The sequence below is a fragment of the Mycobacterium sp. Root265 genome (genome assembly GCF_001428895.1).
Lineage (GTDB): Bacteria > Actinomycetota > Actinomycetes > Mycobacteriales > Mycobacteriaceae > Mycobacterium.
In genome coordinates this window covers 614,419-626,540 of sequence record NZ_LMJA01000030.1, presented here as the reverse complement: position 1 = coordinate 626,540, position 12,122 = coordinate 614,419, and the positions used below count along the sequence as shown (strand labels likewise).

The following is a 12,122-nucleotide window of genomic DNA, read 5'->3' as shown; positions in this document are numbered from 1 at the left end:
GGTCAGGCCCGGTCGCCGTATTCAACGCGGTTGAGCACCGAGGACGCCGGGTCTCCCGATTGCACCGGTGGCTTGGTGTCCTGCTGGACCATCAGCGTCACGCCGAAGATCGCCGCCGCGCCCAACAGCAGGCCGACCACAACGCTGGCCGCAGCGGGCACGACGAACCGTTCCATGCCCGCCAACCTAGCACGTCAGAATGGTGGGGTGACTTCGGCGGAGCGGGAGTTCTGGCGCTCGGCGACGTGCACCGTGTGGGTGAGCCTCGGGCCCACCGGCGCCCTGGTGTTCGCCGGGTTCGACCGCGCCTACCTGGACGGATACGAATATCACGTGTCGGTGGAACCCGAGGACCTGCCGGCGCTGCGGGCCGCACTGGGCGTCGGTCCGGACGCCGCCCTGCTCGACGCGGTGTGTGCCGCAGCCGACACGATCATGGCCGTCGGCGAGCGCAGCTGGCTGCAGTCCCACGGGGTCCCGTGCGCACTGCAGGTCTGGTGAACGGCTGCCGATCGAGTGCGGACCGCTAGTCTCGAGACCCATGTCGATGTCGCGCGCACTCTGTGCCCTGACCGCGCTGTCCGGTCTCCTGCTGGCCTGCTCGCCCGCCGAACCGCAGGAGGCGGCCGCCCCGCCGGCCCCGGCGAGCAGCGGCGCGCCCGTGCCGAGCAACGCCTCCTTCGATCAGCCGCTGCCGGCCGCACCGGCGCCCGGCTCCTGCGATATCGCCACCCTGTCGACGCGCGACAAGCTCGCCCAGCTGCTGATGGTCGGTGTCAGCAATGCCGCCGACGCCCGCGCGGTGGTCGCCGACCAGCATGTCGGCGGCATCATGATCGGCAGCTGGACCGACAAGTCGATGCTCGGTGCGCCACTGGCCGACATCGCGGCGAACTCGGGCCCGCTGTCGCTGGCCGTCAGCGTCGACGAAGAGGGCGGCCGGGTGTCCCGGCTGGCCGGTGTGATCGGCAGCCAGCCCTCGGCACGGGAGCTGGCCCAGACCAAGACCTCCGACGAGGTGTACGGGATCGCGCTCGAGCGCGGCCGGGCCATGCGCGGCCTGGGCATCACCGTGGATTTCGCGCCGGTCGTCGACGTGACCGGTGAGAGCGCCGCGATCGGTGACCGCTCGTTCGGGGACGATCCGGAGACGGTGACCGAGTACGCCGGCGCCTATGCGCGCGGCCTGCGCGACGCCGGCGTGCTGCCGGTGCTCAAGCATTTTCCCGGCCACGGGCGCGCCTCGGGTGACTCGCACACCGGTGCCGTGTCCACCCCGCCGCTGGCCGAACTGCAGAACGACGACCTGGTCCCGTACCGCACGTTGACGGCCCAGCCGCCGGTGGCGGTGATGGTGGGCCACATGCAGGTGCCCGGGCTGACCGGCGGCGAGCAGGCCAGCCTGAGTCCCGCGGCCTACAACCTGCTGCGCACCGAGTTCGGTTTCGGTGGCCTCGTCTACACCGACGACCTGTCCAGCATGGCCGCGATCAACCAGCAGTATGGAGTCGCGGCGGCGGTGCTGAAGTCCTTGCAGGCCGGCGCCGATGTCGCGCTGTGGATCACCACCGCCGAGGTTCCCGCCGTCCTGGACCGCCTGGAGCAGGCGGTCGCCGCCGGCGAGCTGTCCCCGGCCGCGGTGGATGCGTCGGTGCAGCGGGTGGCGGCCTCCAAGGGGCCTAACCCCAACTGCGGCCGCTGATCACCCGTACTCTGAGCCGATGGCCGGTGGAACCAAGCGGTTGCCGCGCGCGGTGCGCGAGCAGCAGATGCTCGACGCTGCCGTGCAGATGTTCTCCATCAACGGCTATCACGAGACGTCGATGGATGCGATCGCCGCCGAGGCGCAGATCTCCAAACCGATGCTCTACCTCTATTATGGCTCCAAGGAAGATCTCTTCGGGGCGTGCCTGGACCGTGAACTGAACCGGTTCGTCGACGAGGTGCGCGGCAAGATCGACTTCACGCAGAGCCCAAAGGACATGCTGAGCAACGCCGTTGGCGCGTTCCTCGGTTATATCGACAGCAACCGCGCGTCGTGGATCGTGCTCTACAGCCAGGCCACCAGTTCGCAGGCGTTCGCGCACACCGTGCGTGAGGGTCGGGAACGGATCATCGATCTGGTCGGCAGGCTGTTGCAGTCCGGTACCCGAAACCCGGAGCCGGACGCCGATTTCAACATGATGGCCGTTGCGCTGGTGGGTGCCGGCGAGGCCATCGCGGACCGGGTCAGCACCGGTGACGCCGGCGTGCACGACGCCACCGAACTGATGATCAACTTGTTCTGGCGCGGCCTGAAGGGCAAGCCGACCGACAAGGGTTAGGACAGCCCGGTCACCGATGCCGTCAGATGCGGGTAGCCCTTCGACAGGTGCCGAAGCGCCAGCTCCCAACCATTGTCGGTGGCGTCCACGTAGAGCCCGGCGCGCGCCGGCAGCAGCACCGGCTTGCCGAAGCGCACCGAGTACTTCACCGCATCGGGCAGCCGGCCCTCGATATTGGCCAGCACGGCTGCCGCGCTGAACATCCCGTGCGCGATGGCGGTGGGGAACCCGAACAGCTTGGCGCCCAGTGAGCTGGTGTGGATCGGGTTGTGGTCACCGCCGATCGAGGCATAGGAGCGGATCTGGCCGGCCGAGATGCTCAGCACCGCGTTCGGCGGTGGGAGCTTCTTCTGCTTGGGCGGCTCGGGCCGCGGCTCGCCGGACAGGCTGGTGCGCTGCTGGTGCAGGAAGGTGGTGGTCTGCTCCCAGGCCAGATCGTTGCCGATCTTGATGCTGGTCACCAGATCCACCAGCAGGCCCTTGCGGTGCTCGCGCAGGTTCTCCGCGTGCACCGACACGTCCAGCGCATCGCTGACGGTGATCGGCCGGTACTGGGTGATGTGGTTTTCGGTGTGCACCGAACCCATTGCCGCAAAAGGGAAATCGAACGATGTGGCCAGCGACATCATGGTCGGGAAGGTCAGCGCGAACGGGTAGGTCAGCGGCACGGCATTGTCGAAGCGCAGCCCGGTGACGTTCGCGTACGCGGCGACGTTGGCCGGGTCGATCCGGAGTTCGGGGACGTGGACGGTGCGGTCGGGCAGGCCACCGGCACGCGGTACGAACGGCAGCGCGCCGGCGACGGCCCGTGCCATGTTGACGAGACCGTTAGGTTGCGACATACCGGTGTCCTTTGTTCTTCGCGCAAGCGCTCATCATGCCCCCAGCAGGGCTTGGCCGCAGACCCGAATGGTGTTGCCGGTGACCGCATTCGACGCCGGGCTGGCGAAGTAGGCGATGGTCTCGGCGACGTCGACGGGCTGGCCGCCCTGGAACAGCGAGTTCAGCCTGCGGCCCACCTCGCGGGTGGCCAGCGGGATGGCCTCGGTCATCTTGGTCTCGATGAACCCGGGCGCCACGGCGTTGATGGTGATGCCCTTCTCGCCCAGGGACGGGCTCAGGGATTCGACGATGCCGATCATGCCGGCCTTGGTCGCCGCGTAGTTGGTCTGGCCGCGGTTGCCCGCGATACCGGCCATCGACGACAGGCCGACCACCCGGCCGCCCTCGCCGAGCGCGCCGGCGGCGACCAGGCCCTCGGTGAGATTCAGCGGCGCAAGAAGATTCACCGCGACCACCGAATCCCAACGCGGTTCGTCCATGTTGGCGAGCAGCTTGTCGCGGGTGATACCGGCGTTGTTGACCAGGACGTCGACCTTGCCGCCATGGTGCTCGGTGAGATGCGCGACGATCTGGTCCACCGCGTCGGGCGCGGTGACGTCCAGCGCGAGCGCCGTCCCGCCCACCTTCTCGGCGGTCTCCTTCAGCGCCTCCTCGGCGGCCGGTACGTCGACGGCGACCACCGCGGCGCCGTCGCGGGAGAAGACCTCGGCGATGGTCGCGCCGATACCGCGGGCGGCGCCGGTCACCACGGCGACCTTGCCTGCCAGTGGCTTGTCCCAGTCCGCAGGCGCCTGCGACGCTGCGGCACCGACGCGGAAGACCTGCCCGTCGACGAACGCGGACTTGCCGGACAGGATGAAACGCAGCGTCGATTCCAGGCCGGAGGCGCCCGCGTCGGCGTCGTCGGCCAGGTACACCAGTGAGACCGTCGCGCCGCGACGCAGTTCCTTGCCCAGTGATCGGGTGAACCCCTCCAGGGCGCGCTGCACGATGTACTCGTGCGCCGTGCCGGTGCCCGACGGGGTGGTGCCGATGACGACCACCCGGCCCGAGGCGCCGAGGTTGCGAAGTACCGGGGTGAAGAACTTGTAGAGCTCCTTGAGCCCGGAGGGTTCGGTGATACCGGTGGCGTCGAACACCAGCCCGCCGAACGAGTCGGCCCACCGCCCGCCGATGTTGTCGGAGACGACGTCGTAGTCGTCGGAGAGGGCGGCGCGCAGCGGTTCGACCACCCGGCCTTCCCCGCCGATCAGCAGCGATCCGGCGAGCGGCGGCTGGCCGGCGCGGTAGCGGCGCAGCTCTTCGGGCTGCGGAACGCCGAGTTGTTTGGCCAGGAATGATCCGGGCCCGGAATTGACCACTTGGGAGAACAGGTCGGAAGCCATGGGTACTAACTTACTCCAGAGTAAGGTTTGCGGGTAACCTTGGGGGCATGCCTTCAGAAACCAATGACCGCCGCGTCGCCGTCCTCGGCGGAAACCGGATCCCCTTCGTGCGCTCCGACGGCGCCTACGCGAATGCCTCCAACCAGGACATGTTCACCGCCGTCCTGGACGGCCTCGCCGAACGGTTCGGATTGCGCGGCGAGAAGCTCGACGCCGTGATCGGTGGCGCGGTGCTCAAGCACAGCCGTGATTTCAACCTGATGCGCGAAAGCGTGCTGGGTAGCTCCCTGTCGCCCTACACCCCGGGCATCGACCTGCAGCAGGCCTGCGGCACCGGCCTGCAGTCGGCGATCGCCGCCGCCGACGGGATCGCCCGCGGCCGTTACCAGGTGGCTGCCGCCGGCGGCGTGGACACCACCTCGGATGCGCCCATCGCGTTCGGTGATGACCTGCGCGGCGTATTGCTCAGCCTGCGCCGCTCCAAGTCCAACCTCGATCGGCTCAAGCTGGTCGGCAAGCTGCCCGCCGCTCTCGGTGTGGAGATCCCCACCAACGGCGAACCCCGCACCGGGCTGTCGATGGGCGAGCATGCCGCCATCACCGCCAAGGAGATGGGCATCAAGCGCGTGGATCAGGACGAGCTCGCCGCGGCCAGCCACCGCAACATGGCCGCCGCCTATGACCGCGGGTTCTTCGATGACCTGGTCACCCCCTTCCTCGGCGTCTACCGCGACAACAATCTGCGTGCCGATTCGTCGCCGGAGAAGCTGGCCAAGCTCAAGCCTGTCTTCGGTGTGCGCAACGGTGACGCGACGATGACCGCGGGCAACTCCACGCCACTGACCGATGGCGCTTCGGTGGCGCTGCTGTCCACCGAGGAGTGGGCCGCCGAGCACAACCTCCCGGTCCTGGCGTACTTCGTCGACGGGGAGACCGCCGCGGTCGATTACGTCAACGGGCCCGACGGGCTGCTGATGGCGCCGACCTACGCGGTGCCGCGGCTGCTCGCCCGCAACGGCCTGACGCTGCAGGACTTCGACTTCTACGAGATCCACGAGGCGTTCGCCTCCGTGGTGCTGGCCACGCTGGCGGCCTGGGAGTCGCCTGACTACTGCAAGGGCCGGCTCGGACTGGACGCCCCGCTGGGGGCCATCGACCGCAGCAAGCTCAACGTCAACGGCTCCTCGCTGGCGGCCGGGCACCCGTTCGCCGCGACCGGCGGACGCATCGTCGCGCAGCTGGCCAAGCAGCTGGCGGAGAAGAAGAAGGAGACCGGCCAGCCGGTGCGCGGCCTGATCTCGGTCTGCGCCGCAGGTGGGCAGGGTGTGACGGCCATCCTGGAGGCCTAGTCACGTCGCCGAAACTGTGTTCCGGACGGCGCCTACTCGCGTTTTCCCTGCTGGAATACAGTTTCGGCCCGGCCCGGAAAGTTGCAGAAAAAAGTTTTTCGGATTCCTGTAACGCTCGCCGGAGCACCGTCGATACATGGGATAGCTCCGTGTTGCCGTCTGACCCCCCGACCCGACGGCAACACGGGGCTTCTCTATTTCTCGCCCACGTCCTTGGATGCGGTGACCGGCCCCGCTCCGGGTGGCGCGAACAGGCTGCCCGCCAGACTGCCGCGCGCGGTCCGCACCGCGACCAGGGCCCATGTGCACAGCAGGCCGGCGTAGGCCGCCGAGGCGGCGACCTCGAACGCCGGCAGCCCGGTGTGCACCGCCAGCTGGGTGGTCCCGGTGACGAACGTCCCGACCGGGAACGTCAGGCTCCACCAGGTCAACGCGAACGGCATCCCGCGCCGCAGGGTGCGGACCGTGAGCGCGGTGGCCAGGGCGATCCACAGCACGCAGAAACCCCATACGGGCACCCCGAACAGGATCGCGAAGATCCCCATTCCGGCGGCGAGCTGCGGTGTGACGGCCAGGTGCGCCTCGTTGGCGAGCAGCCCGGCCACCGTGATCGATTGGCCCAGCGGACCGAGCACGATCCACAGCGTCGGGACCCGCGCGGTGCCGGAGGTGCCGTACAGGGCCAGCCGGCTCCAGATCATCGTGATGATGATCAGCGCGGCGATCAGTGACAGCCCGAACATCGCCAGGCAGCCGTAGAACATGGTCGTCCGTCCCGTGCCCGGGGCCATGTGCGGGATCAGCATCGCCCCCGACGCAGCGGACACCATCGGCGGCACCACCGGCATCAGCCAACCGCCGAAGGCGGCGTCCGGGCCCACGTTGAGCTGGGTGAACATCAGGTACGGGATGGTCATCGCGGTGAACAGACCGCCGATGGTGCCCGCCGACCACAGCACCCAGTTGATGTCGACGGCCAGGCCTTCGCCGATCAGATCCTTGCCGACGAGCATGGTGCCGGACCCGACGGTCAGCAGCGCCATGGGTGCGGCGCCGTAGAAATGCGCCATCTGCGGATTGCGCGCATGCCCGCGTGCGACGGTGGGGTGGCGGAACCACTGCACGGTGACCGTGATGAGGAGCGCCACCAGAAGGAGCGCCGCGAAGACCCAGACGATGTCGGTGAACACCCGCAGCCCGGGTGGCTGGACCGGCAGCGTCGCGCCCGCGACGACGATGATCCCGGTCCCCATCACCGACGAGAACCAGTTCGGGCCGAAGTTTCCCAGCCGTGTCTCGGTTTCGGTCACGATTCGGCGGGCATCATGAGGTGCATGCAGATCAGCATCCTCGGGTCATTGTCCGGATCGGGCGGCACGTCCCTCGTCGACGGCGTCGTGTCGGAATTCGCAAAGTTGCGCGACGAGGGTTTCCGCCGGATCTGGATGACCCAGATGCCGTACGAGCCGGACCTGCTGACCGTGCTGGCGGTGGCCCTGCGTGAGGTCGACACCATCGAGGTCGGCACCGGGGTGGTGCCGATCCAGAATCAACATCCGATGCAGCTGGCGCAGCGCGCGCTGACGCTGAACCTGATCGCTGGAGGTCGCTTCATCCTCGGATTGGGGATGACGCACGCGGCCGTCACCGAAGGCATGTGGGGCATTCCGTGGGACCGGTCGGTGCGACGGCTCAACGAGTATCTGGACGGGCTGCTGCCGCTGCTGGCGGGCGAACCCGCCGATGCGCCCGGCGAGATCTACACGACCCGCGGCGCGCTGCAGATCCCCGGCGCACCGCAACCCGATGTGTACATCGCCGCGCTGGGCCCGCAGCTGCTGAAAATTGCCGGGCGCCGCACCGCGGGAACCGTGACCTGGATGACCGGGCCGAAAACGCTGGCCGAACATGTCGGCCCGGCGTTGCGGGCCGCGGCCGCCCCCGAGGGGCGTTCGGTCCGGGTGGTGGCCGCGCTGCCCATCAGCGTCACCGATGACGTCGACGGCGCGCGCAGCCAGGCCGCCGAGCAGTTCGCGATGTACGGGCACCTGCCGTCCTACCGCGCCATGCTCGACCGGGAGGGCTACGCCGGGCCCGAAGACGCCGTGCTGATCGGGGACGAGGAGACCGTGACCGCCCGCATCGACGAGCTGCGCGCCGCCGGCGTGCACGAATATGTGGGCGTGGTCTACGACAAGTCGCCCGAGGTCAGGAACCGGACGAGGGCGTTGTTGCGGGCGCTGGACGTCGACCTGGAAGGTGCCGAAAAACCTCTGGTGTGATTGTCGTCACAGGCGTACAGTCGACCGCACGACGGGTTCGGGAGTGACACATCCAAAGAGCCGGGACGAGGTGAAACTCCGGCCGCGCGAGATACCGAAAGGTATATGAGGACGCCCTCGAGGTCGAAAGACCGACAGTCCTCCCGAACCCGCCCACATGTCTTCTGCCCATGGTGAACAACGCGCCGCAGCCCGATGATTGCGGCCATGATGCTGGCATGGGCGACATCATTCGCATCCACCCGGACCGCAGGCCGTCGCGCGAGCCGGGGCCCTTGTGGCGGGAAGTCCTCGGCCGGCGGCTACGCGACACCCGCCGGCGCCGCGGTGCCCGGCTGGTCGACGTCGCCGCCCGTGCCGGGGTGTCACCGCAGTACCTCTCCGAGATCGAGCGCGGCCGCAAGGAGCCGTCCAGCGAGATGATCGCCGCGGTGTGCGGGGCGCTGAACATCGAGCTCGGGCGGCTGCTCGGCGGCATCTCGGCCGATCTCACCCGGCGCTCCGAGCCCGGGACCGGCGCCACCTTGCTGGCAGCCTAGACGCGCTGATCGAGCACCCGGTCCGCCAGGCCGTAGGTCACCGCGCCCTCGGCGTCGAACACCCGGTCGCGGTCGGTGTCGTGCCGGAGCTGTTCGACGCTGCGGCCGGTGTGCCGGGACAGGATCGATTCCAGCTGACTGCGCATCCGGACCACCTCGTCGGCCTGCAGGATCAGATCCGGGATGGTGCCGCGCCCCTGGGCGGCCGGCTGGTGCAGCACCACCCGGGTGTGCGGCAGCACCGAACGCCGCCCCGGCTCACCGGCGGCCAGCAGCACGGCCCCGGTTGCCACGGCCTGCCCGACGCACGTGGTCGCCACCGGGGCCTTGACGAAGCGCATGGTGTCGTAGACGGCAAGCATCGCCGACAGATCGCCGCCCTCGGAGTTGATGTAGAGCCCGATCTCCTGTTCCGGGTTGTCGGCCTCCAGATGCAGCAGTTGGGCGATGAGGGCATTGGCGACGCCGGAATCGATGGCGGTGCCCAGGTAGACGATGCGCTCGGTGAGCAGGTGCGAGTAGACGTCCATGATGCGCTCGCCGCTGGGGGTGCGGGCGATGACGTTCGGGATGGTGTACGTACTCACGTCAGACTCCGATCCCGAAGTGCTGCTTACGGTTCGGTGCAATCTGCGTGAAGTCGCCGACGATGTGGTCGATGAACCCGTAGCTGAGTGCCTGCTCGGAGGTGAACCAGCGATCGTGCAGGGAGTCGGTGAAGATGCGCTCGACGTCCTGGCCGGTATCCGCGGCGATGATGGCAAGCACGGTGTCGCGGGTGTGCCGCAGATCGTCGGCCTGCACCTCCACCTCGACCGCGGAACCGGCGATACCCGCCGACCCCTGGTGCATCAGGATGCGTGCGTGCGGAAGTGCGAACCGCTTGCCCGGCGTGCCGGACGACAGCAGGAATTGTCCTGCGCTGCAGGCCAGTCCGAGCGCCAGCGTGGACACATCGGCGGGAATCAGCCGCATCACATCGCGAATCGCGAGCATGGCCGGCACCGAACCGCCGGGGGAGTGGATCCACAGGGCGACATCGTCATCGGAATCGGAGGCCAGCGTCAGCAGTTGCGCCATCAGCACGGCGCCGTTGTCGTCGTCGAGGGGGCCGTCGAGCACGAGGACGCGCTTGCGGTACAGATCCTCGCGTAGCTGCCGGCCAAACAGGGGTGGTTTCTCGGTCATGGGTTAGACACTGCCGCGCGCAACGGCATTCGCGCATGCGGTGCTGCTGTGAGCAGAACGCCTCGGCGAAACTCGCGTACCGGTCCCGATTCGCGCGCGGATTACCCCGGGTACGCGAGTTTCGCCACCAAATGCAAGGACCCCCGGGATCGCCGGGGGTCCTTGGTCTTGGGAACTCAGAAACTCAGAAAGCTGCTTCGTCCAGTTCCATCACTTCGTTGTCGATGGCGTCGAGCACCGTGCGGGTGCTGGTCAGCAGCGGCAGGAAGTTCTTGGCGAAGAACGATGCGGCGCCGATCTTGCCCTCGTAGAACGCCTTGTCCGCACCGGTGGCGCCGGCGTCGAGCTTCTCGATCGCCACGGCGGCCTCACGCTGCAGCAGCCAGCCGATGACCAGGTCGCCGACGCTCATCAGGAAGCGCACCGAACCCAGGCCCACCTTGTAGATGGCGGACGGATCCTCCTGCGAGGCCATCAGGTAACCGGTCAGCGTGGCGGCCATGCCCTGCACGTCCTCCAGCGCGGTCGCCAGCAGTGCGCGCTCGGCCTTCAGGCGGCCGTTGCCGGTCGCGTTCTTCACGAAGGTGTCGATCTCACCGGACAGGTAGGCCAGCGCCTGGCCCTTGTCGCGGATGATCTTGCGGAAGAAGAAGTCCTGCGCCTGGATCGCGGTGGTGCCCTCGTAGAGCGAGTCGATCTTGGCGTCACGGATGTACTGCTCGACCGGGTAGTCCTGCAGGAAGCCCGATCCACCGAAGGTCTGCAGGCTCTCGGTCAGCTTGGCGTAGGCGGTCTCCGAGCCGAAGCCCTTGACCACCGGCAGCAGCAGATCGTTGATGCGGACCGCCATCTCGGCGTCCACACCGTGCAGTGCCTGGGCGACCTCGTCGTCCTGGAAGGTGGCGGTGTACATGTACAGCGCACGCATGCCCTCGGCGTAGGACTTCTGGGTCATCAGCGAGCGACGCACATCCGGGTGATGAGTGATGGTCACCCGCGGTGCGGTCTTGTCGGTCATCTGGGTCAGGTCGGCACCCTGGACACGGTCCTTGGCGTACTCGAGCGCGTTCAGGTAGCCGGTCGACAGGGTGGCGATGGCCTTGGTGCCCACCATCATCCGGGCCTGCTCGATGACGTCGAACATCTGCGCGATGCCGTTGTGCACCTCGCCGACGAGCCAGCCGACGGCCGGCTTGTCGTGCTGGCCGAAGGACAGCTCACAGGTGGCTGAAACCTTCAGGCCCATCTTGTGCTCGACATTGGTGACGTAGACGCCGTTGCGCTCGCCGAGCTCACCGGTCTCGAAGTCGAAGAGGAACTTCGGCACGAAGAACAGCGACAGACCCTTGGTGCCCGGGCCTGCGCCCTCGGGGCGGGCCAGCACCAGGTGCGCGATGTTCGGGAAGAGGTCGTCGGCGTCGGCGGAGGTGATGAAGCGCTTCACACCGTCGATGTGCCAGGAGCCGTCCTCCTGCTTGACGGCCTTGGTGCGGCCGGCGCCCACATCCGAACCCGCGTCGGGCTCGGTGAGCACCATGGTGGCGCCCCAGTTGTTCTCCGAGGCGATGGCCGCCCACTTCTTCTGCTCGTCGGTGCCGTTGTGCGCGAAGATCTGCGCGAAACCGGCTCCGCCGCTGTACATCCAGACCGCCGGGTTGGCGCCGAGGATGTGCTCGTTGAGGGCCCACAGCAGCGCCTTGGGGGCGGGCATGCCGCCGAGATCCTCGTCGAGGGCGACCTTGTTCCAGCCGCCGTCGATGGTGGCGTTGACGGACTTCTTGAACGACTCGGGCAGCGTGACGGTGTGCGTCGCGGGATCGAAGACCGGCGGGTTGCGGTCACCATCGGCGAACGATTCGGCGATCGGGCCCTCGGCCAGACGCGCCATCTCGTTGATCATCTCGCGGGCGGTGTCGGCATCGAGGTCAGCGAAGCTGCCGGTGCCGAGCGCCTTGTCGAGACCGAGCACATCGAACAAGGCGAATACCTGGTCACGAACGTTGCTCTTGTAGTGACTCACAGTGTCTCCTCAATGAGATTGGGTCTAAGCAGTTGGTACATGCGGCGGTTGGGTACCTGCGACTGGACTGCACTAAGTTACCCACCAGTAACTGCCATGAACTATACCGCCGAGTAACCTTCGCGCAAAGTGGTCTGGAGCGAATTTTCCGCAGCCGCCCAACCCGGTGGTTGATTGGGCGTTGTACCGTGG

The 12,122-nt window shown here is 67.9% G+C and carries 13 protein-coding genes; 6 read left to right on the top strand and 7 right to left on the bottom strand.

The window, feature by feature from the left end:
- Positions 1–2: 2 nt before the first annotated feature.
- Positions 3–176, bottom strand: a complete 174-nt coding sequence (locus ASE48_RS32325) for a DUF2613 domain-containing protein (protein WP_082614413.1) — start codon at positions 174–176, stop codon at positions 3–5.
- Positions 177–207: 31 nt separating this feature from the next.
- Between ASE48_RS32325 and ASE48_RS25355 the strand changes: the two genes are divergently transcribed.
- The 3 genes from ASE48_RS25355 to ASE48_RS25345 are packed head-to-tail and all read left to right on the top strand — an operon-like array spanning position 208 to position 2,324.
- Positions 208–501 (top strand): hypothetical protein, encoded by a 294-nt coding sequence (locus ASE48_RS25355; protein ID WP_156409358.1) that lies wholly within the window; start codon positions 208–210, stop codon positions 499–501.
- Positions 502–541: 40 nt separating this feature from the next.
- Positions 542–1,702 (top strand): glycoside hydrolase family 3 N-terminal domain-containing protein, encoded by a 1,161-nt coding sequence (locus tag ASE48_RS25350; RefSeq protein WP_057169896.1) that lies wholly within the window; start codon positions 542–544, stop codon positions 1,700–1,702.
- Between the two features lie 19 nt (positions 1,703–1,721).
- Entirely contained in the window at positions 1,722–2,324 is a 603-nt protein-coding gene (locus ASE48_RS25345) for a TetR/AcrR family transcriptional regulator (protein WP_057169895.1), read from the top strand.
- On the opposite strand, the gene ASE48_RS25340 is transcribed toward ASE48_RS25345, so the two are convergent.
- Positions 2,321–3,166, bottom strand: coding sequence for a MaoC/PaaZ C-terminal domain-containing protein (locus ASE48_RS25340; RefSeq protein WP_057169894.1), 846 nt, complete (start codon positions 3,164–3,166; stop codon positions 2,321–2,323). The two genes, ASE48_RS25345 and ASE48_RS25340, sit on opposite strands and share 4 nt — an antisense overlap.
- 33 nt (positions 3,167–3,199) lie before the next feature.
- A complete protein-coding gene (locus tag ASE48_RS25335; RefSeq protein ID WP_057169893.1) occupies positions 3,200–4,552 on the bottom strand; it encodes a 3-oxoacyl-ACP reductase in 1,353 nt (450 codons plus the stop codon).
- A gap of 47 nt (positions 4,553–4,599) precedes the next feature.
- Between ASE48_RS25335 and ASE48_RS25330 the strand changes: the two genes are divergently transcribed.
- Positions 4,600–5,901, top strand: coding sequence for an acetyl-CoA C-acetyltransferase (locus tag ASE48_RS25330; protein ID WP_057169892.1), 1,302 nt, complete (start codon positions 4,600–4,602; stop codon positions 5,899–5,901).
- Between the two features lie 194 nt (positions 5,902–6,095).
- Here the strand turns inward: ASE48_RS25330 and ASE48_RS25325 are convergent, their stop codons facing one another.
- Positions 6,096–7,154 carry a TDT family transporter gene (locus ASE48_RS25325; protein ID WP_235571528.1) on the bottom strand — a complete coding sequence of 353 codons (1,059 nt, stop codon included), beginning with the start codon at positions 7,152–7,154 and terminating at the stop codon, positions 6,096–6,098.
- Between the two features lie 72 nt (positions 7,155–7,226).
- Here ASE48_RS25325 and ASE48_RS25320 point away from each other — a divergent pair, with 72 nt between their 5' ends.
- Both ASE48_RS25320 and ASE48_RS25315 read left to right on the top strand, forming a co-directional pair.
- Positions 7,227–8,183, top strand: coding sequence for a TIGR03564 family F420-dependent LLM class oxidoreductase (locus ASE48_RS25320; protein ID WP_200962259.1), 957 nt, complete (start codon positions 7,227–7,229; stop codon positions 8,181–8,183).
- 218 nt (positions 8,184–8,401) lie between these two features.
- On the top strand, positions 8,402–8,722 hold the full coding sequence (locus ASE48_RS25315) for a helix-turn-helix domain-containing protein (RefSeq protein WP_057170035.1): 321 nt from the start codon (positions 8,402–8,404) through the stop codon (positions 8,720–8,722).
- On the opposite strand, the gene ASE48_RS25310 is transcribed toward ASE48_RS25315, so the two are convergent.
- The 3 genes from ASE48_RS25310 to ASE48_RS25300 all read right to left on the bottom strand — a co-directional run bounded on the left by ASE48_RS25310 (position 8,719) and on the right by ASE48_RS25300 (position 11,930).
- Positions 8,719–9,309 (bottom strand): ClpP family protease, encoded by a 591-nt coding sequence (locus ASE48_RS25310; protein WP_057169889.1) that lies wholly within the window; start codon positions 9,307–9,309, stop codon positions 8,719–8,721. The genes ASE48_RS25315 and ASE48_RS25310 overlap by 4 nt on opposite strands.
- Before the next feature lies 1 nt (position 9,310).
- Positions 9,311–9,910, bottom strand: coding sequence for a ClpP family protease (locus ASE48_RS25305; RefSeq protein ID WP_057169888.1), 600 nt, complete (start codon positions 9,908–9,910; stop codon positions 9,311–9,313).
- Positions 9,911–10,094: 184 nt separating this feature from the next.
- Entirely contained in the window at positions 10,095–11,930 is a 1,836-nt protein-coding gene (locus tag ASE48_RS25300) for an acyl-CoA dehydrogenase (RefSeq protein ID WP_057169887.1), read from the bottom strand.
- Positions 11,931–12,122: the final 192 nt, after the last annotated feature.

Excerpts from the sequence above, each read along its gene's own strand:
- ASE48_RS25335 (WP_057169893.1), bottom strand. The coding sequence starts at position 4,552 with ATGGCTTCCGACCTGTTCTCCCAAGTGGTCAATTCCGGGCCCGGATCA.
- ASE48_RS25315 (WP_057170035.1), top strand. The coding sequence starts at position 8,402 with ATGGGCGACATCATTCGCATCCACCCGGACCGCAGGCCGTCGCGCGAG.
- ASE48_RS25350 (WP_057169896.1), top strand. The coding sequence starts at position 542 with ATGTCGATGTCGCGCGCACTCTGTGCCCTGACCGCGCTGTCCGGTCTC.
- ASE48_RS25340 (WP_057169894.1), bottom strand. The coding sequence starts at position 3,166 with ATGTCGCAACCTAACGGTCTCGTCAACATGGCACGGGCCGTCGCCGGC.
- ASE48_RS25345 (WP_057169895.1), top strand. The coding sequence starts at position 1,722 with ATGGCCGGTGGAACCAAGCGGTTGCCGCGCGCGGTGCGCGAGCAGCAG.
- ASE48_RS32325 (WP_082614413.1), bottom strand. The coding sequence starts at position 176 with ATGGAACGGTTCGTCGTGCCCGCTGCGGCCAGCGTTGTGGTCGGCCTG.
- ASE48_RS25330 (WP_057169892.1), top strand. The coding sequence starts at position 4,600 with ATGCCTTCAGAAACCAATGACCGCCGCGTCGCCGTCCTCGGCGGAAAC.
- ASE48_RS25320 (WP_200962259.1), top strand. The coding sequence starts at position 7,227 with ATGAGGTGCATGCAGATCAGCATCCTCGGGTCATTGTCCGGATCGGGC.
- ASE48_RS25305 (WP_057169888.1), bottom strand. The coding sequence starts at position 9,910 with ATGACCGAGAAACCACCCCTGTTTGGCCGGCAGCTACGCGAGGATCTG.
- ASE48_RS25325 (WP_235571528.1), bottom strand. The coding sequence starts at position 7,154 with ATGGGGACCGGGATCATCGTCGTCGCGGGCGCGACGCTGCCGGTCCAG.